This is a genomic window from Qipengyuania citrea (assembly GCF_009828015.1).
In the GTDB taxonomy this organism is placed as follows: Bacteria; Pseudomonadota; Alphaproteobacteria; order Sphingomonadales; family Sphingomonadaceae; genus Qipengyuania; species Qipengyuania citrea.
Window position 1 is genome coordinate 282,916 of record NZ_WTYG01000003.1, and the last position, 24,034, is coordinate 306,949.

At 65.7% G+C, this 24,034-nt stretch carries 25 protein-coding genes and 1 tRNA gene; 17 read left to right on the plus strand and 9 right to left on the minus strand.

What is annotated here, in order from left to right; all coding sequences use genetic code 11:
- Positions 1-2: 2 nt before the first annotated feature.
- Entirely contained in the window at positions 3-212 is a 210-nt protein-coding gene (locus tag GRI55_RS11490; RefSeq protein WP_050599838.1) for a hypothetical protein, read from the minus strand.
- Positions 213-319: 107 nt separating this feature from the next.
- On the opposite strand from GRI55_RS11490, the gene GRI55_RS11495 reads away from it, so the two are divergent.
- From GRI55_RS11495 to GRI55_RS11505, 3 genes are all read left to right on the plus strand, one after another.
- Positions 320-697, plus strand: a complete 378-nt coding sequence (locus GRI55_RS11495) for a DUF3597 domain-containing protein (protein WP_160767249.1) — start codon at positions 320-322, stop codon at positions 695-697.
- 37 nt (positions 698-734) lie between these two features.
- The gene (locus tag GRI55_RS11500) at positions 735-2,588 is read left to right on the plus strand and encodes a DUF885 domain-containing protein (protein WP_160767250.1); all 1,854 of its coding nucleotides are present in this window, start codon (positions 735-737) and stop codon (positions 2,586-2,588) included.
- Between the two features lie 73 nt (positions 2,589-2,661).
- On the plus strand, positions 2,662-4,260 hold the full coding sequence (locus tag GRI55_RS11505; protein WP_160767251.1) for a DUF1570 domain-containing protein: 1,599 nt from the start codon (positions 2,662-2,664) through the stop codon (positions 4,258-4,260).
- Between the two features lie 183 nt (positions 4,261-4,443).
- Here GRI55_RS11505 and GRI55_RS11510 read toward each other — a convergent pair whose 3' ends face one another.
- Positions 4,444-6,042, minus strand: coding sequence for a phosphoenolpyruvate carboxykinase (locus GRI55_RS11510; protein ID WP_063506846.1), 1,599 nt, complete (start codon positions 6,040-6,042; stop codon positions 4,444-4,446).
- Positions 6,043-6,223: 181 nt separating this feature from the next.
- Between GRI55_RS11510 and GRI55_RS11515 the strand changes: the two genes are divergently transcribed.
- From GRI55_RS11515 to GRI55_RS11545, 7 genes are all read left to right on the plus strand, one after another.
- On the plus strand, positions 6,224-6,979 hold the full coding sequence (locus GRI55_RS11515) for a response regulator transcription factor (RefSeq protein ID WP_160767252.1): 756 nt from the start codon (positions 6,224-6,226) through the stop codon (positions 6,977-6,979).
- Between the two features lie 14 nt (positions 6,980-6,993).
- On the plus strand, positions 6,994-8,559 hold the full coding sequence (locus GRI55_RS11520) for a stimulus-sensing domain-containing protein (RefSeq protein WP_160767253.1): 1,566 nt from the start codon (positions 6,994-6,996) through the stop codon (positions 8,557-8,559).
- Complete coding sequence (locus GRI55_RS11525) at positions 8,556-9,002, plus strand: HPr kinase/phosphorylase (RefSeq protein ID WP_063511631.1); 447 nt, start codon at positions 8,556-8,558, stop codon at positions 9,000-9,002. The genes GRI55_RS11520 and GRI55_RS11525 overlap by 4 nt, the downstream gene beginning before the upstream one ends.
- Positions 9,003-9,013: 11 nt before the next feature.
- Positions 9,014-9,910, plus strand: a complete 897-nt coding sequence (gene rapZ / locus GRI55_RS11530) for an RNase adapter RapZ (protein WP_050599845.1) — start codon at positions 9,014-9,016, stop codon at positions 9,908-9,910.
- A 71-nt stretch (positions 9,911-9,981) separates the two neighbouring features.
- The gene (locus GRI55_RS11535; RefSeq protein ID WP_050599846.1) at positions 9,982-10,407 is read left to right on the plus strand and encodes a PTS sugar transporter subunit IIA; all 426 of its coding nucleotides are present in this window, start codon (positions 9,982-9,984) and stop codon (positions 10,405-10,407) included.
- Positions 10,404-10,682, plus strand: a complete 279-nt coding sequence (locus tag GRI55_RS11540; protein ID WP_050599847.1) for an HPr family phosphocarrier protein — start codon at positions 10,404-10,406, stop codon at positions 10,680-10,682. The genes GRI55_RS11535 and GRI55_RS11540 overlap by 4 nt, the downstream gene beginning before the upstream one ends.
- A 1-nt stretch (position 10,683) precedes the next feature.
- Entirely contained in the window at positions 10,684-11,493 is an 810-nt protein-coding gene (locus GRI55_RS11545; protein ID WP_307019063.1) for a TrmH family RNA methyltransferase, read from the plus strand.
- Positions 11,494-11,519: 26 nt separating this feature from the next.
- On the opposite strand, the gene GRI55_RS11550 is transcribed toward GRI55_RS11545, so the two are convergent.
- From GRI55_RS11550 to recR, 5 genes are all read right to left on the minus strand, one after another.
- Complete coding sequence (locus tag GRI55_RS11550; protein ID WP_063505769.1) at positions 11,520-11,882, minus strand: response regulator; 363 nt, start codon at positions 11,880-11,882, stop codon at positions 11,520-11,522.
- Entirely contained in the window at positions 11,879-12,952 is a 1,074-nt protein-coding gene (locus tag GRI55_RS11555) for a PAS domain-containing protein (RefSeq protein ID WP_160767255.1), read from the minus strand. Before GRI55_RS11555 ends, GRI55_RS11550 begins: the two co-directional genes overlap by 4 nt.
- A gap of 93 nt (positions 12,953-13,045) precedes the next feature.
- Positions 13,046-14,509 carry a DNA recombination protein RmuC gene (locus GRI55_RS11560; protein WP_160767256.1) on the minus strand — a complete coding sequence of 488 codons (1,464 nt, stop codon included), beginning with the start codon at positions 14,507-14,509 and terminating at the stop codon, positions 13,046-13,048.
- 163 nt (positions 14,510-14,672) lie between these two features.
- Positions 14,673-15,239, minus strand: a complete 567-nt coding sequence (gene def / locus GRI55_RS11565; RefSeq protein WP_160767257.1) for a peptide deformylase — start codon at positions 15,237-15,239, stop codon at positions 14,673-14,675.
- 200 nt (positions 15,240-15,439) lie between these two features.
- A complete protein-coding gene (gene recR, locus GRI55_RS11570; protein WP_063506123.1) occupies positions 15,440-16,036 on the minus strand; it encodes a recombination mediator RecR in 597 nt (198 codons plus the stop codon).
- Between the two features lie 52 nt (positions 16,037-16,088).
- Between recR and fmt the strand changes: the two genes are divergently transcribed.
- From fmt to GRI55_RS11585, 3 genes are all read left to right on the plus strand, one after another.
- Positions 16,089-16,997 carry a methionyl-tRNA formyltransferase gene (fmt, locus tag GRI55_RS11575; protein ID WP_160767258.1) on the plus strand — a complete coding sequence of 303 codons (909 nt, stop codon included), beginning with the start codon at positions 16,089-16,091 and terminating at the stop codon, positions 16,995-16,997.
- 318 nt (positions 16,998-17,315) lie between these two features.
- Entirely contained in the window at positions 17,316-18,077 is a 762-nt protein-coding gene (gene truA / locus GRI55_RS11580; protein WP_160767259.1) for a tRNA pseudouridine(38-40) synthase TruA, read from the plus strand.
- Between the two features lie 81 nt (positions 18,078-18,158).
- Positions 18,159-19,271, plus strand: a complete 1,113-nt coding sequence (locus GRI55_RS11585) for a zinc-binding dehydrogenase (protein WP_050599885.1) — start codon at positions 18,159-18,161, stop codon at positions 19,269-19,271.
- 57 nt (positions 19,272-19,328) lie between these two features.
- Here the strand turns inward: GRI55_RS11585 and GRI55_RS11590 are convergent, their stop codons facing one another.
- Positions 19,329-20,306, minus strand: coding sequence for an asparaginase (locus GRI55_RS11590; RefSeq protein WP_160767260.1), 978 nt, complete (start codon positions 20,304-20,306; stop codon positions 19,329-19,331).
- Positions 20,307-20,392: 86 nt separating this feature from the next.
- Here GRI55_RS11590 and GRI55_RS11595 point away from each other — a divergent pair.
- Positions 20,393-20,468: transfer RNA gene (locus GRI55_RS11595), tRNA-Val, on the plus strand.
- A 49-nt stretch (positions 20,469-20,517) separates the two neighbouring features.
- On the opposite strand, the gene GRI55_RS11600 is transcribed toward GRI55_RS11595, so the two are convergent.
- The gene (locus GRI55_RS11600; RefSeq protein ID WP_307019057.1) at positions 20,518-21,075 is read right to left on the minus strand and encodes a TlpA family protein disulfide reductase; all 558 of its coding nucleotides are present in this window, start codon (positions 21,073-21,075) and stop codon (positions 20,518-20,520) included.
- Positions 21,076-21,091: 16 nt separating this feature from the next.
- On the opposite strand from GRI55_RS11600, the gene argH reads away from it, so the two are divergent.
- From argH to lysA, 3 genes are all read left to right on the plus strand, one after another.
- On the plus strand, positions 21,092-22,468 hold the full coding sequence (gene argH / locus GRI55_RS11605; protein ID WP_160767321.1) for an argininosuccinate lyase: 1,377 nt from the start codon (positions 21,092-21,094) through the stop codon (positions 22,466-22,468).
- Positions 22,468-22,704: an LPS translocon maturation chaperone LptM gene (gene lptM / locus GRI55_RS11610; RefSeq protein WP_050599860.1), complete on the plus strand. Its 237-nt coding sequence runs from the start codon at positions 22,468-22,470 to the stop codon at positions 22,702-22,704. The genes argH and lptM overlap by 1 nt, the downstream gene beginning before the upstream one ends.
- A gap of 61 nt (positions 22,705-22,765) precedes the next feature.
- Positions 22,766-24,028, plus strand: coding sequence for a diaminopimelate decarboxylase (lysA, locus tag GRI55_RS11615; protein ID WP_050599861.1), 1,263 nt, complete (start codon positions 22,766-22,768; stop codon positions 24,026-24,028).
- Positions 24,029-24,034: the final 6 nt, after the last annotated feature.

Here is a 24,034-nt window from a genome sequence, read left to right on the forward strand (position 1 = left end):
GTTTAGCGGGAGCCCTGCTCGAGCTTGTCGAGCGGGGCGTCGCCGCCCGCATCGGGCAGCACCCAGATCGCTACATTCGCCAGCGCCACCACGGCGAGAAGCACCATCAGCAGCGCGTTCCTCGTTGCCCCCGTCCGCCGCCACAGGAAGATCGCGCCGATCACCAGCAGGATGGCAGCAAGGACGGTAATCGAGAGGACGGCATCGAGCATGGCGGTTCCATACCCGGCCCCCACTCTACTGCAAGCCGCCACTGCACGCCGTCACCGCGGAACAGGCCGGGGACTGGCCCGTTCGCAATAGCAAAGGAGACGGCACGATGAGCATTTTCGGCAGGATCAAGGACGCGATTTTCGGCAGCGATGCCGAGGCGCAGGAAACGCCCCGGCCCAGTCCGACCGGAAATGCCTGGGCCGACGCGCCGGTGGTCGAGCCGAAGGCCCGCCCGATGGTCGATATCGAGAGCAGTCTCGACAACATGCCCGGGGCCGACCGCCTCAACTGGCGCACGTCGATCGTCGACCTGATGAAACTGATCGGGGTGGATTCCGATTACGAGAGCCGCAAGGCGCTGGCCGGCGAGCTGGGCCGCGTGGATTACACCGGCAGCGCCGAAGACAATGTCTGGCTGCACCGCCGCGTGATGAACGAACTCGGCGCCAATGGCGGCCAGGTACCTGCCGAATTCCGCGATTGATTTGACAGGCTTGCGCGCGGGCAGCACACCTTCGCGCATGAGCCAGACCAGCCTTTCCATCACCCGTCGCCAGGCCCTCGCAGGGCTTGGCGCCACTTCCGCCCTGGCGCTTTCAGGATGCGCCGCCAGCGCGCGTCCCGAAGCGATTGCGCAGGCGCGCGTCATCGGGGCGCAGCGCCTCCTCGAAGTCGTGGGGTACAACCTGCTCGAACACGAACCCGAGCGGGCGACCGCACTGGGCGTCGACACGGGCCGCCATGCCTATCTGCGCGGCCGGCTCGAAGACCAGTCTCCCGCCGGCCAGCAGGCCTATGCCGCAACCCTGCGGCAGGACCTCGCCCATGTCCGCTCCTTCCCGCGCGAGGGACTCGACAGCGAAACCCTGACCAGCCTCGACGTGGTCGAAAGCGCCTATGATCTCGCGCTCGACGGCTTTGCCCTGCCCTATGGCGATACGCCCGTCGGCAACTGGCGCACCGCGCCCTATGTCGTGATCCAGAACGTCGGCGAATATCTGGCGCTGCCGCGCTTCATGCAGTCGAACCACAAGGTCGAAAACGGCGACGATGCCGACGCCTATATCGAACGGATGGAGCAGATGCCCACCACCTTCGACGGCGAACTCGCGCGCATCAGCGCGGCGCGCGCCATGGGCGTGGTGCCGCCTGCCTTCCTGCTCGACAAGGCGATCGGGCAGATGCAGCAGACCATCGCCAGCGCGGGCAAGGGCGAACTGTTCGCCGCCGATCTGCGCAGCAAGCTGCAGGCCGCGGGCATGCCCGAAAGCCACGCCAATCGCGCGGCGATCCTCGAAGCCGGACCGATTGCCGAAGCGCTGACGCGGCAGCTCGAGGAATTGCGCGCCGAACGCGCGGTCGCCAGCGATGCGCCGGGCATGTCCGCGCGTCCGCGCGGCGACGAATTTTACGCCTGGGCCCTGCGTTCGAGCACCACCACGCGGCTGACGCCCGACGAGGTGCACGAGCAGGGGCTGGACGAACTCGCCGCGCTCCACGCGCGCATGGACCCGATCCTGCGAAGCATCGGCTATACCAGCGGTTCGGTGGGCGAGCGCATGCAGGCGCTGTCGCAGGATCCACGTTACAAGTTCGCCGAGGGCGATCCGGGCCGCACCGAGATCATGGATTTCATAGCCGAGCGGGTCGAGTGGATCAAGGCGCAGATGCCGCGCGCCTTCAACACGCTGGTCGATCCGAACATGGAAGTCCGCCGTATCCCGCCGGCCGAAGAAGTCGGCGCGCCGGGCGCCTATGGCGGCGCGGGCAGCAAGGACGGCAGCATCCCCGGGCGGTTCTGGATCAATTTGCGCACCACCGACCTGCACCGCAAATACGACCTCGCCGACCTCACCTATCACGAGACGATCCCGGGCCACGTCTGGGAGGGCGAATATTCGAACCGCTTGCCGCTGATCCGCTCGATCCTAGCGTTCAATCCCTTCAGCGAAGGCTGGGCGCTCTATGGCGAGCAGATCGCCGACGAACTGGGCGCCTATGACGGGTTCGAGGTCGGCCGGCTGGGCTATCTGCAAAGCCTCGCCTTTCGCGCCTGCCGCATGGTGGTGGATACCGGTCTGCACGCCAAGGGCTGGAGCCGCGCGAAGGCGGTCGATTTCTTCGTCACGCGCAATGGCAGCAAGCCCGCGGAGGTCGAGAGCGAGGTCGATCGCTATTGCAGCTGGCCGGGGCAGGCGACCGGCTACAAGCTGGGACACAGCCGTATCGTCGACCAGCGCGCACGGGCGCAGGGCGCGCTGGGCCAGGCATATGATTTCAAGGCGTTCAACGACGCGGTCGTGCTCGGCGGCAACGTACCGATGGATGTGCTCGAAAAGTACGTCGACCGCTATATCGCGGCAGCACGCAGCTGACGCATTTGTCATGGAAATGCGGCCCCCTGCCGCTAGGCTAACGGCAGCAACAACACGACAGGGGGTCGCAACCATGTTCAGACTTGTCGCTGCCATCGCAGCGCTATCTTTCGCCATGCCTGCACAGGCCGACTGGCATGTCGCCGAATCGGATCATTTTGTTATCTATGCCGATGATCGCTGGCAGGACCTGCAGGAATTCGGGGAAGCGCTGGAGCGCTATCATGCGGCGCTCAACGTGCTTCAGATGCGCGAGAACACGGTCCCCAGCCCGTCCAACCGGCTGACCATTTTCGTCGTCGGCAGCGAGGGCAGGCTCCGCAAGCTGGCCAGCGACAAATCGAACAATGTGGCGGGCTTCTATATTCCGCGCGCGGGATCTTCGCGTGCGTTCGTGCCCAGGATCAGCATGCGTGGGCGCGAGACCGACATCTCGGTCACCATCCTGCTACACGAATACGCGCATCACTATCTCATGTCGCGCACATCGAGCGCACTGCCGCGCTGGGTCAATGAGGGCGCGGCGGAATTCTATGCCTCGGCAAAATTCGATAACGATGGCGGGATCGCGATCGGTCGCCCAGCCTATCACCGCGCTGCAGAACTCTACCTTGCCAACGACGTCAGCGTTCACGAGCTGATCGATCCCGAACTGTATGCGAAAAACAAAAGCCGCCGCTTCGACGCCTACTATGGCCGCGCATGGGCGCTGTTTCACTACCTCTATTTTGCCAAGGATCGCGCCGGGCAAATGACCGAATACCTCCGTCTGATAATGGCGGGCTCCGAACAGACCGAGGCGGCAGTGGCGGCGTTCGGCGATCTGGATGCGCTGCAGAAGGATCTGGATCGCTATATCGCTCAGCGGCGGATGAAGGTGTACACATTGCCGGCCCATATGCTGCCGACCAATCCGGTGACGGTCCGCCGCCTGTCGGATGGCGAGGCGGAAATGATGCCGCTACGTATCCGTTCTCAGCGTGGTGTCAGCCGTGAAGAGGCGCTCGAACTGCTCCCCGATGTGCGCGAGGTCGCGGCTGACTATCCGCGAGACGCTGGTGTGCTGGCGGCCTTGGCGGAAGCCGAGTACGACGCGGGCAATCTCGACGCCGCCATCGCAGCGGCCGATGCGGCGATCGCGATCGATCCGGCGCGCAAGAACGCTTATGTCCAGAAGGGCTACGCATTGTTCGCCCAGGCCGCGGACGCCGAGGACGAAACTGCGGCCTACAAGGAAGCGATGAAGCCCTTCACGGCGCTCAACCGGCTGGAGAACGACCACCCGCTGCCGCTGATCCATTACTATCGCAGCTTCGCCGAGCGCGGAGTGGAGCCCAGCGAGACCGCCAGGCACGCGCTCGACCGCGCGGCGCAGCTTGCGCCGTTCGATCACCGCCTCGCAGTCAATGCGGCGCTGATGCATGCGAAGATCGGCAATATCGCGGCCGCGCGCCAGTATCTCACACCGGTCGCAGCCAACCCGCATGGTGGCAGCGCTGCTCGGCAGGCGCAGGTGCTGCTCGACCAGCTGGAGAACGCCGAAGAAGGCACGCCGTGGCGGCGGCGGCCGGTTGTCGATCTGACCCGGGCCCTGAGCTCCATCGCCAGGTCCGTGGCCGAGAAGGAACCGCAGCAGGCAGAGGATGGCGACGAGGCGGATCGGCCAGAGTAATGCGCCGGCGGAGGCGTTCGCGCGGCATCCGCGCCAAGCTGCACTGAGCAAGGCACCAACCCGTCCAGGCGCTCGCGTTCTTGCGCGCGCCTGCGCCGCTGCAAATTAAAGCCCCCGGTCCGCGTCGCCGCGGCCGGGGGTCTCCTCTCCAACTCGTTCACCCCCAAGCGGGGTGTATCCGGATCAGGCAGCGACCGATTTGCTCGGCGCTGCATCGCGCACGCCCTGGTCGACATGCGCTGCGAAGGGTTCGAAATTGTCGACGAAAAGCTGCACCAGCTTGGTCGCGGTGCGATCGTATTCGTCCTTGTCGGTCCATGTCGACCGCGGGTCGAGAATGCCCGTATCGACGCCCGCGACCGCAACCGGCACTTCGAAACCGAAGTTGGGGTCCTTGCGGAATTCGGCGTCGTTGAGCGACCCGTCGAGCGCCGCATTGAGCAGCGCACGGGTGGCCTTGATCGGCATCCGGCTGCCGGTACCGTACTTGCCACCGGTCCAGCCGGTGTTGACCAGCCAGCACTGAACCCCGCCCTTGGCGATGCGTTCTTTGAGCAGGTTGCCGTAAACGCTGGGGTGGCGCGGCATGAAGGGTGCGCCGAAGCAGGTGCTGAAAGTCGCTTCCGGTTCGGTCACGCCGATTTCGGTGCCCGCGACCTTGGCGGTATAACCCGACAGGAAATAATACATCGCCTGGTCGGGCGTGAGCCGCGCGATCGGAGGCAGCACGCCGAAAGCATCGGCGGTCAGCATGATTACGTTCGACGGGACCGGGCCGAGGTTCTTTTCGCTGGTGTTCGGTATCGACGACAGCGGATAGGCGCCGCGGGTGTTCTCGGCGAGGCTGTTGTCGTCGAGATCGATTTCGCCCGCATCGTTCATCACGACGTTTTCGAGCACGGTGCCTTCCATCTTGGTGGTGGCGTAGATTTCCGGCTCGGCCTCGGGATTGAGGCGAATCATCTTGGCGTAGCAACCGCCTTCGAAGTTGAAGACCGCCGTATCCGACCAGCCATGCTCGTCATCGCCGATCAGCGTGCGGCTGGCATCGGCCGACAGCGTGGTCTTGCCGGTGCCCGACAGGCCGAAGAACACCGCGGTCTTGCCGTCGGGGCCGATGTTGGCGCTGCAGTGCATCGGCATCACGCCCTTGGCGGGCAGCAGGTAGTTGAGAATGCCGAAGACGCTCTTCTTCATCTCGCCGGCATATTTGGTGCCGCCGATCAGGATCAGCTTCTCTTCGAGATTGACCGCGATCACGGTCTCGCTGCGCGTGCCGTGGCGTTCGGGGTCCGCCTGGAAGCTGGGCAGGTCGATGATGGTGTATTCGGGCACGAAACCGTCGAGCTCGGCTTCGGTCGGGCGTACCAGCAGCGTGCGGATGAACTGGTTATGCCACGCCAGCTCGTTGATCACCCGGACATTGACCCGGTGCTCGGGCTGCGAGCCGCCGAACAGGTCGGCGACGAAAAGCTCGCCCTTGTCCGCCACCGCCCTGAGGAAATCTTCCTTGAGCGCGGCGAAATGCGCCGGCGTCATCGAGGCATTGTTGTCCCACCATACGGTGTCTTCGGTTTCGGCGTTGCGGACGATGAACTTGTCCTTCGCGCTGCGGCCCGTGTGCTTGCCCGTTTCGACCACCAGCGGACCGTCCTTGGCACGGCGGCCCTCGCTGCGCTCCAGCGCGGCGGCGGTCAGCTCTTCCGAAGTCAGGTTGGGATGGATGGTGGCGGAAGTCTCGATGCCCTGGTCGGCAAGCGAATGGGAAAGCGAAAAGGTCACTGAATTCTCCAGCGCGGGATGCGGGTTCGTCCGGGAATCGCTCGCGCATACGAATGCGTGAGGTTCCCGGCAGGCAATAGTCATCCCCGGCCTCGACGTCAAACCGGCGCCCGCATCGCGAGTAGCGGCGAAGAATTCGCGCCGCGTTGTCTTGCCCGGGCATTGCGGCTAGGTCCGAACGATGGAAGTCACCGGCGCAGAAACGGCCCCCAGGGGCGACGAAAACCGCACTGTCATCGCGCTGGTCGACGATGATCGCAACATCCTCACCACCGTCTCGATTGCGCTGCAGGCCGAAGGCTTCGACACGCGCGTCTATTCGGATGGCGAAGCCGCGCTGGGCGCACTGCTGTCGAACCCGCCCGATCTGGCGATCTTCGATATCAAGATGCCCAAGATGAACGGGATGGAATTGCTGCGCCGGCTGCGCGAACAATCGCCGCTGCCGGTCATCTTCCTGACCAGCAAGGATGACGAGACCGACGAGCAGGCCGGTTTCGAAATGGGCGCGGACGATTACATCGCCAAGCCGTTCAGCCTGCGCCTGCTGCTGGCCCGCATTCGCGCGATCCTGCGCCGCAGCGGCGGCGATCACCCGCTGCTGTTGTCGGAACAGTTCGACGACAAGCCCGGCGAAGTGCTCGAACGCGGGCGGCTGTTCATGGACCCTGCCCGCCACCATGCCACATGGGACGGCGAACCGGTGTCGCTGACGGTGACCGAATTCCTCCTGCTCGAAGCGCTCGCGGCACGCCCCGGCGTGATCAAGAGCCGCAACCAGCTGATGGATGCCGCCTATCCCGACGATGTCTTCGTCGACGACCGCACGGTCGACAGCCATATCAAGCGCATGCGCCGCAAGTTCCGCAGCGTCGACCCGGACTTTTCCGCGATCGAGACGCTGTACGGCGCAGGCTACAGTTTCAACGAAGGTTGATCCGGACGCCCGCCATGTCCGAAACCGGCAGTGTCCTCAAAGGCGATCCGCGGATCGAGAAGCTGCGCTGGTCGCGCCGCCTGTCGCTCACCAGCCGCATCCTTTTCGTCAATGTCCTGCCGCTGGTGCTGCTTGGCGGCGGGGTCATCTATGTCGACGCCTATCGCAAGCAATTGCTCGACGAACGCTTCAAGCTGGCCCTCGTCGAAGCGCAAATCACTGCCGAAGCGCTGGCCGGGGCGACCCCGCAGCGGCAGGAAGCGCTGCTGATCCAGATCGGCAAGGAACAGCGGCTGCGCCTGCGCGTCTACGGCCCCGACGGGAAGCTCGAAGCCGACAGTTTCAGGCTCGCCCCGCCCAGCTTCACGCTGCCGCAGGCCAAGGAGGTCGACCAGGATGCCTTCGCCTTGCAGCTCGACCGCTGGTTCGACCGCGTGGTCGGTGCGCCCTCGCTGCCCGATTACGTCGAGCCCGAAACCGATGACGCCGCCGACTGGCCCGAACTAACTCGCGCCCGCGAAGACAGCCTCACGCAGATCGTGCTGCGCGATGCCCCCGACGGGACGCATGTGATCAATGCCGCCGCGCCGGTCGGGCTGGAGGGCGACACGCTGCTGCTCACGCGCAATCCGGTCGATATCACCGAAAGCGTGCGGCAGGCGCGTTCGACGGTAGCGCTGATCGTGCTGCTGGCGCTGGTTATCTCGACCCTGCTGTCGCTGTTCCTCGCGCAGACGATCGTGCGGCCCCTGCGCGAACTGGTGCAGGCCGCGGTGCGCGTGCGGCAGGGGCGCGACCGGCAGGTCGAAGTGCCGCGACTGCCGCAGCGACGCGACGAAATCGGCATGCTCGCGCGCTCGATCTCCGACATGACCGCTGCCCTGCGCCAGCGGATCGACGCGGTCGAACATTTCGCCGCCGACGTCGCGCATGAAATCAAGAACCCGCTGGCATCGCTGCGCAGCGCCACCGAATCGCTGGGCAAGGTCGAAGACCCGGCGCTGCGCGCGCAATTGCTCGAGATCGCGACGCATGACGTCCGCCGGATCGACCGGCTGGTCACCGAGATTTCCGATGCCAGCCGGATCGACGCGGAAATGTCTCGCACCGAGTTCGAACCGGTCGACCTCGCGCAGCTGCTGTGCACCATCGCCGAAAACCGCGCCGCGCGGGACGAGAACGAAGGGCGTCAGCTCGAGATATCCGGCGCCGACCGCCCGGCGAGGGTCATGGGCGTCCCTGTCCGGCTCGAGCGGGTGATCCAGAACCTGCTCGACAATGCCGTGTCCTTTTCGCCGCCGGGCGGGCGGATCTGGGCCGACATCGTGCAGCGCGAGGACTGGATCACGCTGACCATCTGGGACGAGGGACCGGGCATCCCCGAGGAAAAGCGCGAGAAAGTGTTCCAGCGCTTCCATTCGGATCGCCCGGCCGAAGAAGACTTCGGCAACCATTCGGGCCTGGGCCTCGCCATCGCGCGTACCATCGCCGAAGCGCATGACGGCACGCTGCTGGCGACGTCGCGGAGAGACGGCCAGAGCGGCGCGTGCCTCGAACTCGGCCTACCCAAAAAGCGATGAGCGCGCAGGTCCTTGCCAATGTGACCGCAGTGGTCGTGGACGGACAGGTCCTGCTGATCGAAGGCCCGCCGGGCGCCGGCAAGTCGGCGCTGGCGCTGGCGCTGATCGATCGCGGCGCGGTGCTGGTGGGGGATGATGCCGTCACCATTGCCCGCCGCGACGACCGGCTGCACGGATCGCCCCCGCCCAACACCGCCGGGCTGGTCGAAGTGCGCAATGTCGGCGTGATCGAACTGCCTGTGGGCGAAGGCCCGGTCGCGCTGCTGCTCGCCCTCGATCCGGGGGCCGCGAGGTTCCCGCTCGAAATCGCCACGCGCACGATCGCAGGCGTCGCAATCCCCGTGCTGCCCTTCGCGCCGGGCGATGCGGCGCAGGCCCTGCGCGCCGAACACGCGCTGCGCGAACACGGTCTCCCCCTCCCCAAACCCGGCGAAAGCGCATAGGCACGGCGCCCATGGCCGACGAATCGCTTCCCGTGCAGCACATCCTCCTCGTCACCGGCGTTTCGGGCGCGGGGAAATCGACCGCGCTGCAGGTGCTCGAGGATCTCGGATGGGAAACGATCGACAATTTTCCCATCCGGCTGCTCGGCCGGCTGGTCGGCGCCAAGGCGGACAATTCGCGCCTCGCGATCGGTGTGGATTCGCGGACCCGCGGTTTCGTGCCGTCGAAGGTCATCGAACAGTTCAAGAAGTTCGACGAGCGCGACGACGTCGAAGTGACCACCATGTTCGTCGACTGCGGCAGCGGCGAACTCGAACGGCGCTACAACGAGACACGCCGGCCGCACCCGATGGCGCGCGGCCGCACCGCGATGGACGGCATCAAGGCCGAACGCGAACTGCTCGAACCGCTGCGCCGCTGGGCCGATATGGTGATCGACACCACCGACTATTCGACCAACCACCTGCAGCAGGTCGTGCGCGAACGGTTCGCCGACCGGGCGGATCAGACGATGGCCGTGACCGTGACCAGCTTCGGCTTCTCGCGCGGGATCCCGCCGCTGGCCGACCTGCTGTTCGACATGCGGTTCCTCGACAATCCCCACTGGGCCCCGGGGCTGCGCGAACAGACCGGGCTCGATGCCCCGGTGGGCGAACACATCCTCGCCGATCCTGCCTTCGAACCCGTTTTCAGCCGGATCATCGACCTGCTGCTCGAAGCGCTGCCGCATTATGCGAGCCAGGGGCGCAGCTACCTCAACATCGCCTTCGGCTGTACCGGGGGGAGACACCGGTCCGTCTTCAGTGCGGAACGCGCGGCCGCGGTCTTGCGCGAAGCGGGATTTTCGCCCACGGTTATACACCGCAATCTTGGTTCACGCCCGGCCGACCCGCTCGAACGCGGATAGACCGGGGGCCAAGGAATGGTTAAGCGCCTCGCAGATACAATTTCGGGCATCGCAAACGGAACTGAAGCTGCATGATCGGCATGATCCTCGTCACCCACGGCCGCCTGGCCGACCATTTCATCGATGCGATGGAGCATGTGGTGGGCAAGCAGGAAGGCGTCGCCACGATCTGTATCGGTCCCAATGACGATATGGAGCAACGCCGCGCCGATATCGCCGATGCCATTCGCACGGTCGACCAGGGCCAGGGCGCGATCATCCTGACCGACCTGTTCGGCGGCACCCCGTCCAACCTCGCGATTTCGCTGCTCGACACGGGGCGTGTCGAAGTGATTGCGGGGATCAACCTGCCGATGCTCATCCGCCTCGCCGGCGCGCGCAAGAGCATGAATGTTGTCGATGCGGTCAACGCCGCGCAGACCGCCGGGCGCAATTACATCACGGTGGCCAGCGAGTTCCTCGGCCAGGACCTCGCCAGCGCGCGGAAAGCCTGTTGAGCGAGCAGCGCCGCAGCGTCGAGGTGGTCAACCAGCGCGGGCTGCACGCCCGCGCGAGCGCGAAGTTCGTCAATGCGGTCGCCGAGCTGCCCGAGGGCTGTTCGGTCCGTGTCGCCAAGGGCGACCACGAGGCTGCCGGCGGATCGATCCTCGGCTTGATGATGCTGGGCGCCGCCAAGGGCGATATGATCGAGATCATCGTGACCGGCGAGGATGCCGAACCGGTGATCGAGAACCTCGCCGCCATGGTCGAGGATGGTTTCGGGGAACCGTGACGTGACGGTAGAGCGTCGCCACATCACCGGCTTTTCCAATCCCACCGTCAAGGCTTTGCGCGCACTGCGCGAGAAGAAGCATCGCAAGGCCGCGGGCCGGTTCCTCGCCGAAGGGCTGCGGTTGCTGACCGATGCCCGCGAATGCGGCCATGTACCCGAAGTGCTGGTGCTGGCCGACCGCCGCGAACCGCACCCGCTGCTCGCCGCACTCGAGGCATCGGTCGCCGCAGCGGGCGGCGAGATCATCGAGACCACGCCCGACATCCTCGCCAAGATCACCGGCAAGGACAACCCGCAGGCCGTGGCCGGGGTGTTTGCCGAATTCGGCACTGCGCTGGAAGCGATCGAGAGGGAGACGGCAGAGATCTGGCTGGTGGCGCAGGCGCTGCGCGATCCCGGCAATCTGGGCACCATGCTGCGCACCGGCGATGCGATCGGCGCCGGCGGGTTGATCCTGATCGACGATTGCGCCGATCCCTTCAGCGTCGAAGCGGTCCGTGCCAGCATGGGCGCGATCTTCACGCAGCGGATCGCGCAGGCGCGGTGGGACGAATTCGAACCCTGGTTGCGCGGTGCGCCCGCCCAGTTGGTCGCGGCCAGCCTGCGCGATGCGCAGCCGTATCGCGGGGCGCCTTATGCCGCGCCCTGCTTCGTCATGGTGGGCAACGAATCGCGCGGATTGCCGGAACCGTACGAAATGGCCTGCGACTTGCGCGTGACCATGCCGATGAAGGGCCGCGCCGACAGCCTCAATGCGGCCGTAGCCGCGGCGGTTCTGGGGTATGAGGTTCTCGCCAACCTCGAGGGCTGACTTCGTGTCTGCCGGGGTCGCGGCGCTCAGGCCGGTTCGCAGGAACCGTGCAACCCGAACAGCTTCGCCACCACTTCCTCGGCCCCGCTGGGCTTGGCCATGATCGGCGCATTGAGTTCGCGCAGCGCTTCGCCCGTACGGTCGAGGTCGCCCGTATGCAGCAGGAAGGGTACGCCGCGTTTCTTCAACTCGACCGCCACGGGTTCGCAGGTTTCGCTGCGGCCTAGGTTCACGTCTAGTACCGCGCCATCGATCTCGGTGGTCCGCAGCAGCTCGAAAGCTTCGTCGCAATTGACCGCCACGACCGCGCGCGCACCATCATCTTCGAAGGCGAGTTGCAGGTCGAGCGCGATGAAGGGCTCGTCTTCCAGGATCAGGATGGATTTCATGATGTCAGCGGCAACGAAATGGTCGCGTGCAAGCCGTTTTCCTCCCAGGCTCGGTCGAGCGTGCCGCGCGAATAGGACAGCAGCCGCTCGGCAATATCGAAACCGGTCCCGGTTTGCTCGGGTTTGCGGTGGATCGGCGGCCCGCCGCGTTCCACCCATTCGATCACCAGCGACTGGCGGCCGTGGCGGTCTTCATCGTGGCACCACGATACGGTGATCGTCCCGCCATCGTTCGACAGCGCCCCGTATTTCGATGCATTGGTCGCGAATTCGTGCAGTGTCAGCCCCAGCGCCGACACTGCATTGGGTTCGGTCCGCGCGCTGTCCCCGTCGAAGACGATCCGGTCGCCCTCGGGATCGTAGGGGGCCAGCACCGAGCGGATCGCCTGCCCCACCTCGATCGTGCCGAACGAGGCTTCGTCGAGAGTGGGCTCGTATGCGCGGCCGAGCGCCTTGATCCGTTCGTTGATCTTGCTCGCCAGTTCGCGCGCATTCATCGCGCGGCCGGTGATGTTCACGATACCGCCGATGACCGCAAAGACGTTTTTGAGCCGGTGCGACACTTCGCGCGCCATGACCTTGGCGTGCTTTTCCTCGGCGCGCGCCAGATGGATATCGCTGACATCCCACTGGCTGCCGAAGAAATAGCGCAGTTCGCCATCTTCATCGTAAATCGGGCCGAGGTGGAGCGCGTTCCAGAAGGTCGATCCGTCCTTGCGATAGTTGAGCAGCTCGACCACCAGCACGTCTTCATTGTCCACCGCATGCCGAAGCTTGGCGATCTGCTCGGAACTGGTCTTCGGGCCCTGGAGGAAACGGCAGTTGCGGCCGATGATCTCATCCTGCCGGTACCCGGTCAGTTTCTCGAACGCCTTGTTGCAGAATACGATGGGCTGGTCTTGCTGGTGCGGATCGGTCAGGCACACCGCCATCCGCGTCTGTGCCATGGCCTGCTCGAACAGCAGCCCGGTGGCGCCGGCGAAATTGTCCGAATCGGGGCTGAAGGTCCGGCCAGCCTGCTGGGACTGGTCGAAGGTGGCGCGTTCGCCTCCACCATCACCGCGCTGCATGAGAAAGTCCTCGATCTGCTTCTACGGGCGAAACACGTCCTGCAGACGAACCCGTTTTGCGACCAACGTCGATCCCGGACGAAGGTTTCCGCCCTAATCGGCCGGCGTGGATTCCGGCGTTCCCGCGCTTCCGATCTGTGCGGCATCCTCGGCATTGTAGCGCGGGGTCGCCTCGACCAGCGGGACATCGGGGATTTCGGCCTTGCCGATCTCGACCCCCTTCTCGGCCATCCGGCGCCCCGAGGACAGCACGTTGCGCTCGAAGCTGCCGACGAACTTGTTATAATTGTTCACCGCGCTTTCGAGCCCGCCGCCGACCCGCTTGAGATGTTCCGAAGCGGCGCGCAGGCGATCGTAAAGCTCGGCCCCCATCGCACCGATCGCGCGCGCCTCGTCCGCCATCTTGTCCTGCCGCCAGACCTGCGCGACCGTGCGCGCGATCGCGACGAGATTGGTCGGCGTCGCGAGCAGCACCTTGTTGCGAAAGGCGAAGTCCCACAATTCGGGATCGTGTTCGAGCGCGGCGGCGACGAAATGCTCGCCGGGGACGAACATGACGACATAGTCGGGCGTGTCGTCGAACTGGCTCTGGTAGCTTTTCGAACCCAGCGTCTGGACATGCCCGCGCATCGATTTTGCATGCAGGTCGAGATGCCGGACGCGTTCACCCTCGTCATCGGCCTCGAACGCGGCCTGGTAGGCGTTCAAGGAAACCTTGGCGTCGATCACCAGCTTTTTCTGGCCCGGCACATGGACCACCGCATCGGGGCGCAAGCGCCCTTCATCGGTCTCGATCGAATGTTCGAGAATGAAATCGGTGTGTTCGGACAGGCCGCATTGTTCGAGCACGTTCTGCAGCGCGCGCTCGCCCCAGCGGCCGCGCGCCTTGGGCGCATTGGTCAGGCTGTTGCCGAGCCGCTGCGCCTCGCGCCGGACCTCTTCCTGGCCCAGCCGCATCTGCTCGATCTGCACCGCAAGCGAGGAGAACGCATTGGTGCGCTTTTCCTCCAGCGCGGCGACCTGGTCCTCGTATTTCTTGAGCCGGTCGCCCACCGGTTGCAGCAATTCGCGGATCTTGGCTTCGGAGGTCTTTTCCGAATGCCCCAGCCGCTCGGTCGCGCGTTCGAGAAACGCATCCTGCGCCTTGGTCAGCACCGCCGAACCGGTGTTCTGGAATTCCTTGAGCATTTCCTCGCGCGCTTCGATCAGCAGGCGTTTCTGCTCGTCGAAATTGGCGGTCTTTTCCTTCAGCGTCGCAAGCTCGGCGCTGAGCGCCCCGTTATTGCGGCGCATTTCCTCGAGCACCGCCTCGTGCTGGCGGCGCGTCTCGCGCAATTCGCCGTCGAGCGCGTCGGCCCGCTCGGCGCGGACCGTGGCATTTTCCAGGTCGACGATCGCCTTGCGGAACTTCGCGTCGAGTTCCTTCGCCTCCGCATCACGCTCGCCATGGCGGGCCTGCCAGTCCTTGACCGGCGCGGAGCCGAAGCGGTGACCGAGGAAATATCCCAGCGCGAGGCCGAGGACGAGCACGATGATGGCAATGAGGGTCGGATCCATGGCGCGACCCTACGCAGAACGGAGCGGGAACGCTAGGTGCACATTGCCATAATCAACACATGCGTCGCCCCTGCGCAGGCAGGGGCCCAGATGCCTTCTCGCAAAGGCGATAGCTTGGCTGGATCCCCGCCTGCGGGGGATGACGCAATCGTCCGGGAAGCCCTTACGCCGCTTCGCGCAGCTTCTTTAGCTTCTTGAGTGCCATGTTGCGTTTGAGACGGCTGAGGTGGTCGATGAACAGGATGCCTTCGAGATGGTCCATCTCGTGCTGGATGCAGGTGGCCATCAGGCCTTCCATGTCCTCTTCATGCGTTTCGCCCTCGAGGTCCTGATAACGCACGCGGCAGGTCGCCGGGCGCTCGACATCGGCGAAGATGTCGGGGACCGAGAGGCAGCCTTCCTGGTAGCTGGCGAGGTCTTCCGCGGGATCGAGGATTTCGGGGTTGATGAAAACCCGCGGCTCCTTCTTCGTCGGATAGTGGACGTGTTCGTGCCCGTCGTGATTGCACGGTTCGGGCTCGGCATCCTCATCCTCGGGCTGGAGGTCGATCACCAGCACGCGCTTGGGCACGCCGACCTGGATCGCGGCAAGGCCGATACCGGGCGCGGCATACATGGTTTCGAACATGTCGGAGACGAGTTCGTTCAGCTCTTCGCCGAATTCGGTGACGGGTTCGGACACGGTTTTGAGCCGGGGATCCGGCACTTCGAGGATTTCACGGATAGCCATGGGTTGCCAGATAGTCGCGCCATGCGGATTCTTCAATTGTTCGTTGCGTGCGCGCCGGACTTCCGTCCGGCTCTTGCTGTACCATCCCACGCCCCCTCCCGGCCCCCCATAGAATACCGTGCCGTGGGTGGCCGGGAGGGGGCGTGGGATGGCACAGCCGCAAGGGAAGCGCGGAGGCGCTTCCCGCACGCATCAAAAACCTACCCCAGCGGCCGCCGCGCGCGTAGCGCCTGGGCGAGCGTGCCTTCGTCGAGATAGTCGAGTTCGCCGCCGACGGGCAGGCCGTGGGCGAGCTGCGTGATACGCACCGGATGCTCTTCCAGCCGTTCGGCGAGGTAATGCGCGGTCGTCTGCCCTTCGAGCGTGGCGTTCATCGCCAGCACCACCTCGTCCACCCCGCCCGCCTCCACGCGCGCCAGCAATTGCGCGATATTGAGGTCTTCGGGCCGCACCCCGTCGAGCGCGGACAGCTTGCCGCCGAGCACGTGGTATTTCCCGGTGAACAGCTTCGCGCGGTCGAGCGCCCACAGGTCGGCGACATCCTCGACCACGCAGAGCGATTTCAGGTCGCGCCGCGGATCGCGGCAGATCCCGCACGGGTTGGTGGTGTCGACATTGCCGCAAGTGTCGCATTCGACCAGCGCTTCGCCCACCGTGGCGAGCGCTTCGAGCAGTGCGGGCAGCGCGCTTTCGCGGCGCTTGACCAGCCACAGCACCGCGCGCCGGGCGCTGCGCGGTCCGAGCCCGGGCAGGCGCGCCAGTGCAGCGGCGAGGGTTTCGATCTCTTGCGATGCCATGGGGCGACAGATAGGGGCCGCAGCCAAACAGAGAAAGGCCAACCGCCCAATCATGCGCATAATCTTCATGGGAACGCCCGATTTCGCAGTGCCGACGCTGCAGGCGCTGGTCGATGCGGCGCATGAGGTCGTCTGCGTCTATACCCAGCCGCCGCGTCCGGGTGGCCGCCGCGGGAAGGAACTGACCCCCACCCCGGTGCACCAGCGCGCCAGCGATCTGGGGATCGAGGTCCGCCATCCCAAATCACTGAAATCGGACGAAGATCAAGAGGCCTTAGCCGCACTTAATGCCGACGTCGCAGTGGTCGCTGCCTATGGGCTCATCCTGCCGCAGGCGGTGCTCGATGCGCCGGAGCATGGCTGCCTCAACGTGCATGCCTCGATCCTGCCGCGCTGGCGCGGTGCGGCGCCGATCCACCGCTCGGTGATGGCGGGCGATAATGTGACTGGCGTCACGATCATGCAGATGGAGGCCGGGCTCGATACCGGCCCGATGCTGGCGATGGCGCGCACCCCGATTGAGGGCAAGACCACCGGCGAGCTTACCGAGGAACTGGCCGAACTCGGCGCGCAACTAATGGTTGGCACCTTGCGCGACCTCAAGATCCATGTGCCGATCGCGCAGGACGATGCCGATGCGACCTATGCCGCCAAGATCGACAAGGCCGAGGCGCGGATCGAGTGGGACCGTCCGGCGGTGGAGGTGGTTCGGCATATCCACGGTCTCTCGCCCTTTCCCGGGGCCTGGTTCGAACTCGGTGGCCAGCGGGTGAAACTGCTGCGCGCCGAGGTGGTCGAGGGGGCGGGCGCGCCTGGCGAACTTCTTGATGAGCGGCTGGCGATCGCATGCACCGAGGGGGCGATCCGTCCGCTCGAACTGCAACGCGCGGGCAAGCCGAAGATGGATCTCGACACCTTCCTGCGGGGCAATGCGGTGGCCAAGGGTGTCATTCTCGAATGACTGCTGACTTTATCCGTCACCCCCGCGATGGCGGGGGCCCAGGTACCCTCTCGCCAGTCCGCAAGGTTAGCTGGATTCCCGCCTCCGCGGGAATGACGGATGGGAGCGTAATGCCAGAATGACCCGCTTCACGCTCACTTTCGAATTCGACGGTCCTGCGCGGCAATGCGGTGGTGCCGGGTACGATACTCGAATGACCGCAACCTCAGCACGTCACCCCCGCGACGGCGGGGGTCCAGATACCCTCTCGCCTGCCGCGATCGTCGGCTGGATTCCCGCCTCCGCGGGAATGACCGGTACGAGGAGTATAGTCCGCCGATGACTCGTTTCGCGCTTACTCTCGAATTCGACGGGACGCCCTTCTTCGGCCTCCAGCGGCAGAAAGACGGGCCCAGCGTCCAGCAGGCGGTCGAGGAAGCGGCGTTTCGCGTGCTGGGCGAGGAGGTGCGGTTGCACAGCGCCGGCCGGACCGATGCGGGCGTGCACGCTATCGCGATGCGCAGCCATCTGAATGCCGAGAAGGACATCAAGCCTTACCGCCTGATGGAGGCGCTCAATGCGCACCTCCGCCCCGATCCCGTCGCGGTGACGCATTGCGCGATCGTCCCCGACGACTGGCATGCGCGTTTTTCCTGCACCGGGCGGTCCTATGTCTACCGGATTGCCAACCGCCGCGCGCCGCTGACGCTGGAACGCGGCCGGCTGTGGCAGGTGCCGCAGGAACTCGATGCGCAGGCCATGCACCGCGCGGCGCAGGCGCTGGTCGGGCTGCATGATTTCACCACTTTCCGCTCGGTGCATTGCCAGTCGGACAGCCCGGTGAAGACGCTCGATCGGCTCGATGTCGAGCAGGTGGCGACCCCGATGGGCGCGGAAGTGCGCGTGCATGCCGCCGCGCGCAGCTTCCTCCATCACCAGGTCCGCTCGATGGTCGGCTGCCTCGCGCTGGTCGGGATGGGCCGCTGGCCCGAGGAACGCATGGCCGAAGCGCTGGCGGCGCGCGACCGGCAAGAGCTGGGATTGAACGCGCCGCCGCACGGCCTGTATTTCGTATCGGCGAGCTACCCCGCGGATAGTTGACCCAACGTCACCCTAGCCAAGCGCCACGAGCGCGCCTAGCGATAGGCCGGTTAGGTCCAGAATTGAATTGGGAGAATGCAGATGACCACCACCGGAAAGCAGCTTTTCACCACTCTTGAAAGCGACGGTACGCTGACCGTCGAGATCGCGCAGAGCGAATTTCCCGATCCCACCGGCAATCAGGTGCTGGTCAAGATGGAAGCGGCGCCGATCAACCCGTCGGACCTCGCGATCCTGACCGGCGCGGCCGATTTCGAGAATGCCGACTATTCGCCCGGCAAGGTCGTCGCCAAGATGCCCGAGCCGTTCAACTCGGGTCAGAAAGCACGCCATGGCCAGCGCCTGCCCGCAGGCAACGAAGGTGCAGGCACGGTCATCGCGACCGGCGACAGCGACATGGCCAAGGCGCTGATGGGCCAGCGGGTCGCCTGCGTGCCCGGCACCGCCTACAGCGAATACGCGATTGCCGATGCCGCCATGTGCCTGCCACTGGGCGATCACAGCGCCGAAGCCGGCGCGTCGAGCTTCGTCAATCCGATGACCGCGCTCGGCTTTGTCGAGAACGCCCGGATGGATGGCCACAAGGCGATCCTGCACACCGTCGGCGCATCCAATCTCGGCCAGATGCTCAACCGCATCTGCCTCGAGGACGGCATGGGCCTCGTCAATATCGTGCGCAAGGACGAGCAGGCCAAGCTGCTCAAGGACCAAGGCGCGACGCATGTCGTGAATTCCTCCGACGACGATTTCCTCGACCAGCTCAAGGCGGCGATCGACGATACCGATGCTTTCTACGGCTTCGATCCGATCGGCGGCGGCAAGATGGTCGACACCTGCTTCAAGGCAATGGAACAGGTCGCGGTCGGCAAGATGACCGAATATTCGCGCTATGGCTCGAACCAGCAGAAGCGGATGTTCATCTATGGCCGCCTCGACTTCGGGCCGACCACGCTGACCCCCAGCTACGGGTTCGGCTGGACGCTCTCGGGCTGGCTGCTGACGCCGTTCCTGCAATCCGCGGGAATGGAAACGGTGATGCGCATGCGCAAGCGCGTGCTCGACAACCTCACCACCACCTTCGCCAGCGGCTACAAGACCAAGGTCGATCTCGAAGGCATGCTGACCAAGGATGCGATCCTCGATTATCGCCAGATGAAGACCGGCGAGAAATATCTCGTGATGCCGCACGGCTAGGCGCGACCCGAATGCTTCCCCGTCCGCAAAGCGATGCGGGCGGGGACAGCGTCCGGCCTACCTCATGTCGAAGGCGCGCTGGATCGTGGCGGGATCGCTTTCGCCCGCGGCCAGCAGCAATTGCAGCAGGATCCGCGCCTTTTGCGGATTGAGCGCGCGGGCCGCGACGAAACCGTTGGCATCGTCCTCGTCCTCGCGGTCGACCAGTCCCTCGTCGGCCCGGCTGGCGCGGATGACGCAGACCCCGCGCGAAGCAAGCCTCGCCAGTTCCTGACGGACGCCATCTGGCATGTTCCCTTCGCCAACACCAGCCAGCACGATGCCGCGCGTGGTATCGCTCACCTGCCGGTTCAGGTCGGCCCCATCGAGACCGGCATAGGCGTAGACGATGGCCACCCCGGGGAAACTCTTTGGCCAGCCGAAGGCCGCCCCGGCCCCGGTCCGCCAGGGTGCGCCGAACCATTCGAGCGAAGCGGGCGTTACCAGTCCGACCGATTCGCGCGGGAACCCGCGAAAGGCCTCGGTCCCGCGCGTGCGGACCTTGTAGACGTCGCGCGCGGCAAAGATCCGGTCGCCCATCACCACCAGCACCCCGCGCCCCGCAGCATCGGGATCGCTCGCCACGCGTACGGCATTGGCGAAATTGCGCAGCCCGTCATAGCCCACCGCATCGGCGGGCCGCATCGCGCCGACCACCACCACGGGCTTGTCCGCCGGCAGCGTCTGGTCGAGCAGGAACGCGGTTTCTTCCAGCGTATCGGTGCCGTGGGTTACGATGACACCCTGACACGCCGGGTCCGCCAGCGCCGCCTGCGCAGCCTGGTGGAGCGGGGTCCACACCATCGGTCCGATGTCGGCCGAATCGATATTGGCGATCTGCTTGCCCGAAAGCTCGGCCTCGAGCCCCAGCCCGCCGACCTTTTCGAGATAGTCCTCGATCCCGATCTCGCCCGAACGGTATCCCGGGGTAATCGCGGAACCGGCGATCCCGGCGATCGTGCCGCCGGTGGCGAGGACGGTAAGCTTGGTGGTCATGCCCGCCGCCTAGCGGGCCACGCGCGATCTCGGCAATTGATTTTGCCGAATTGGGCGCTATGTGCAGCGCACCGCTGAAACGGAGCGGGCGATTAGCTCAGTTGGTAGAGCATCTCGTTTACACCGAGAGGGTCGGCGGTTCGAGCCCGTCATCGCCCACCATTTCCGCCGGTGCCGCGATCGTGGCACCCGCTCGGCGCCGCTTGCCGCCCTACTCCGCAATAGCGCGGTCGATCGCGGCGCGCGCCTCCTCGCTGGTCCAGTCGTAACCGCCCTGCACCCGCCAGACCTCCTGCCCCGCCGCATCGTAGAGCACGGTGGTGGGCATGCTCCCCCCGCCAACCGCGAAGCCGATTGCGCTTTCGGGATCCATCCAGGGTTCGAGCCTCGCATAGCCGCCCTGAGCGAAGAACGGGCCGACCACTTCGGCGCCCTGCATGTCCTGGCTCACGGTCAGCACCCGCAGGCGATCTTCGTATTCGCCGGCAAGCGTATCGAGCAGCGGCATCTCCTCGACACACGGCGCACACCAGGTTGCCCAGAGATTGAGCAGGACGGGCGTGCCCTGCAGCGCACCGAGATTGAGCGTGCGCCCTGCCGGATCGGTCACATTCAGCGCCGGCATCAGTTCGCCCGCCGCGCTCTCGTCGATCTGTCCGGTTAGGGCAGACGAAGCGCTGCTTTCTTGCGCCGCATCGGGTGCGCCCCTATCGCAGCCCGCGACTGCAAGACCGAGGATGATGGCAAGCGTGAACGACAAGCGGGACACTCAGGGCTCCAACAGCATGTGGGGCGGCAGATTCGCCGAAGGACCTAGCGCGATCATGCGCGAAATCAACGCCTCCATTCCGTTCGACAAGATCCTGTGGCGCGAGGATATCGAAGGCAGCCGGGCGCATGTCGCCATGCTCGCGCGGCAAGGTATCGTCTCGGCCGAAGATGCGGGCACCATCGATCAAGGATTGCAGCAGATCGCCGCGGAGTACGAGCGCGACGGGGTCCCCGAGGACTGGGACCTGGAAGACATCCACATGACCGTGGAGGCCCGCCTGACCGAAATCGTCGGCCCGGTAGCGGGGCGGCTGCACACCGCGCGCAGCCGCAACGACCAAGTGGCGACCGACTTCCGCATGTGGGTGCGCACCGCCAACCGGCGCGCCATCGCGGGCATCGAAGCGGTGCTGGCCGCGCTGGTCGCCCGCGCCGAGGAGCATGCCGGCACGATCATGCCCGGCTTCACGCATTTGCAGACCGCGCAGCCGGTGACGCTGGGCCATCACCTGCTGGCCTATTTCGAAATGCTGATGCGGGATCGTTCGCGCTTCGCCGATGCACTGGCGCGGATGGACGAATGCCCGCTGGGCTCGGCGGCGCTGGCGGGCACCGGCTTCGACCTCGACCGCGACATGACCGCCGAGGCGCTTGGCTTCGCACAGCCCACGCGCAACAGCCTCGACGCCGTATCCGATCGCGATTTCGCGCTCGATTACCTGACCGCGGCGAGCCAGTGTTCGCTGCACCTGTCGCGGCTGGCGGAGGAATTCATCATCTGGGCCAGCCAGCCCTTTGGTTTCGTCAAGCTGCCCGACACGCTGTCGACGGGCAGTTCGATCATGCCGCAGAAGCGCAATCCCGATGCCGCCGAGCTGGTGCGCGGGCATGCCGGCCGCGTGATCGGCTGCGCGACATCGCTGATGATCACGATGAAGGGCCTGCCGCTCGCCTATTCGAAGGACATGCAGGACGACAAGCCGCCGGTGTTCGAGGCTGCGGGCCTGATCGATCTCAGCCTTGCCGCCATGGCGGGGATGGTGGCCGACAGCGGCTTCGACACCGCGCGCATGCGCCGTGCGGCCGAAGCCGGCCACGCCACCGCGACCGACCTGGCCGACTGGCTGGTGCGGCAGGCGGATATTCCGTTTCGCGAAGCGCACCACATTACCGGGGCGGCCGTGAAGCTGGCCGACGAGCAGGGCGTCGCGCTCGATGGACTGTCGATCGGCGATCTGAAGGCTATCGACGAACGCATCGACGAGCGCGTGTTCGATGCGCTGTCGGTCGATGCCTCGGTCGCGGCGCGCGCTTCCTATGGCGGGACGGCGCCGCAGCGCGTAAGGCAGCAGGTGGCCGCGGCGAAACAGCGTCTCGGCATGGAGGATTGATGCGCCACCGGATCGCCCTTGCCGCGCTGCTGATGCTTGCTGCCTGCGGGCAGAAATCCGCGCTCGAACCGGTGGAAGGCGCAGCGCTGCCGCCCGCCCCCTATGGCGCGGATGTGCAGCCCACCGCCGATGAACTGCTGGTGCTCGATCCCGAGGCCGCCCCCGCGCGCAGCGTCGAGCTGCGGACCCGTTCGGAAGAGCGCGAGGACGATCCTTTCGATCTGCCGCCCGAGTGAATTTCAATCGGGCAAGCAAGGCTTGCTCGACAAAGAGAATGCCTTTGGGCAGGGGCCTGCCATGGACCATTTCGAGCTGAAAGACGGCGTGCTTCACGCCGAGGACGTTCCGCTGCCGCGCATTGCGGAAGAAGTCGGGACGCCCGTCTACATCTATTCGCGCGCGACGCTCGCGCGGCACGCACGCGTGTTTCGCGAAGCGCTGGCAGGGGTCGACAACCCGCACATCGCCTTTGCGGTGAAGGCCAATCCCAACCTGGCGGTGCTCAAGATCCTCGCCAGCGAGGGCTATGGCGCCGATGTCGTCTCGGGCGGGGAACTGGCCCGGGCGCTGGCAGCGGGCATGAAACCCGCGGATATCGTTTTCTCGGGCGTGGGCAAGACGCATGCCGAACTGGTGCAGGGTCTCGAGGCGGACATCGGCCAGTTCAACATCGAGAGCGAAGAGGAAGGCTACGAGCTGGCCGCGATTGCCGCGCGGCACGGCAAGCGCGCGGCCTGCGCACTGCGGGTCAACCCCGATGTCGATGCGCGCACGCATGAGAAAATCTCGACCGGCAAGCGCGAGAACAAGTTCGGCGTCCCGCTCGACCGGGCGGCAGATATCTATGGCCGGCTGGCGCAGGAGGACGGCCTCGATATGCGCGGCGTGGCAGTGCACATCGGCAGTCAGCTCTCGACGCTCGAGCCGCTGGAGACCGCCTTCGGCAAGGTCGGCGCGTTGATTGCGGAATTGCGCGCCGCGGGATGCACGGTGACGCATGCCGATCTCGGCGGCGGACTGGGGGTGCCCTACAAGGCAGGTGAAAACTTGCCCTCCCCCGCCGAATACGGCGCAATGGTCGCGCGGGTGACGCGCGACTGGGGGGTGCAGCTGATGTTCGAACCCGGGCGCGTGATCGCGGGCAATGCCGGCGTGCTGCTGACGCGGGTGATCCGTGCCAAGCGCAGCGGTAACGGCCCCCCGTTCGTCGTCGTCGATGCGGCGATGAACGACCTTGCCCGCCCGGCGATGTATGGCGCATGGCACGATTTCGACGCGGTCGCGCCGACCGGCGACCGCATGACCGCGCATATCGTCGGACCGATCTGCGAGACGGGCGATACCTTCGCGATGGACCGCGAATGCGATGCGCTGGTGGCGGGCGACCTCGCCGTATTTCGCACCGCCGGCGCCTATGGCGCGACGATGGCCTCATCCTACAACTCGCGCGGCTTCGTGGCCGAAGCGCTGGTCGACGGCGACCGCTATGCCGTGGTTGCAGACCGGATCGCGGCAGCGGCGATCATGGATGCCGAACGCGTACCCGAATGGCTCACCTGATGCAGC

Bases quoted from the DNA above. Each gene is read 5' to 3' on its own strand.
- GRI55_RS11585 (WP_050599885.1), top strand. From the start codon at position 18,159: ATGACCACCACCGGAAAGCAGCTTTTCACCACTCTTGAAAGCGACGGT.
- GRI55_RS11555 (WP_160767255.1), bottom strand. From the start codon at position 12,952: ATGCAGCGCGGTGATGGTGGAGGCGAACGCGCCACCTTCGACCAGTCC.
- fmt (WP_160767258.1), top strand. From the start codon at position 16,089: ATGCGCATAATCTTCATGGGAACGCCCGATTTCGCAGTGCCGACGCTG.
- argH (WP_160767321.1), top strand. From the start codon at position 21,092: ATGTGGGGCGGCAGATTCGCCGAAGGACCTAGCGCGATCATGCGCGAA.
- GRI55_RS11560 (WP_160767256.1), bottom strand. From the start codon at position 14,509: ATGGATCCGACCCTCATTGCCATCATCGTGCTCGTCCTCGGCCTCGCG.
- GRI55_RS11495 (WP_160767249.1), top strand. From the start codon at position 320: ATGAGCATTTTCGGCAGGATCAAGGACGCGATTTTCGGCAGCGATGCC.
- GRI55_RS11590 (WP_160767260.1), bottom strand. From the start codon at position 20,306: ATGACCACCAAGCTTACCGTCCTCGCCACCGGCGGCACGATCGCCGGG.
- GRI55_RS11520 (WP_160767253.1), top strand. From the start codon at position 6,994: ATGTCCGAAACCGGCAGTGTCCTCAAAGGCGATCCGCGGATCGAGAAG.
- GRI55_RS11500 (WP_160767250.1), top strand. From the start codon at position 735: ATGAGCCAGACCAGCCTTTCCATCACCCGTCGCCAGGCCCTCGCAGGG.
- GRI55_RS11490 (WP_050599838.1), bottom strand. From the start codon at position 212: ATGCTCGATGCCGTCCTCTCGATTACCGTCCTTGCTGCCATCCTGCTG.
- recR (WP_063506123.1), bottom strand. From the start codon at position 16,036: ATGGCATCGCAAGAGATCGAAACCCTCGCCGCTGCACTGGCGCGCCTG.
- lysA (WP_050599861.1), top strand. From the start codon at position 22,766: ATGGACCATTTCGAGCTGAAAGACGGCGTGCTTCACGCCGAGGACGTT.
- truA (WP_160767259.1), top strand. From the start codon at position 17,316: ATGACTCGTTTCGCGCTTACTCTCGAATTCGACGGGACGCCCTTCTTC.
- lptM (WP_050599860.1), top strand. From the start codon at position 22,468: ATGCGCCACCGGATCGCCCTTGCCGCGCTGCTGATGCTTGCTGCCTGC.
- GRI55_RS11525 (WP_063511631.1), top strand. From the start codon at position 8,556: ATGAGCGCGCAGGTCCTTGCCAATGTGACCGCAGTGGTCGTGGACGGA.
- GRI55_RS11515 (WP_160767252.1), top strand. From the start codon at position 6,224: ATGGAAGTCACCGGCGCAGAAACGGCCCCCAGGGGCGACGAAAACCGC.
- rapZ (WP_050599845.1), top strand. From the start codon at position 9,014: ATGGCCGACGAATCGCTTCCCGTGCAGCACATCCTCCTCGTCACCGGC.
- GRI55_RS11550 (WP_063505769.1), bottom strand. From the start codon at position 11,882: ATGAAATCCATCCTGATCCTGGAAGACGAGCCCTTCATCGCGCTCGAC.
- GRI55_RS11535 (WP_050599846.1), top strand. From the start codon at position 9,982: ATGATCGGCATGATCCTCGTCACCCACGGCCGCCTGGCCGACCATTTC.
- GRI55_RS11505 (WP_160767251.1), top strand. From the start codon at position 2,662: ATGTTCAGACTTGTCGCTGCCATCGCAGCGCTATCTTTCGCCATGCCT.
- def (WP_160767257.1), bottom strand. From the start codon at position 15,239: ATGGCTATCCGTGAAATCCTCGAAGTGCCGGATCCCCGGCTCAAAACC.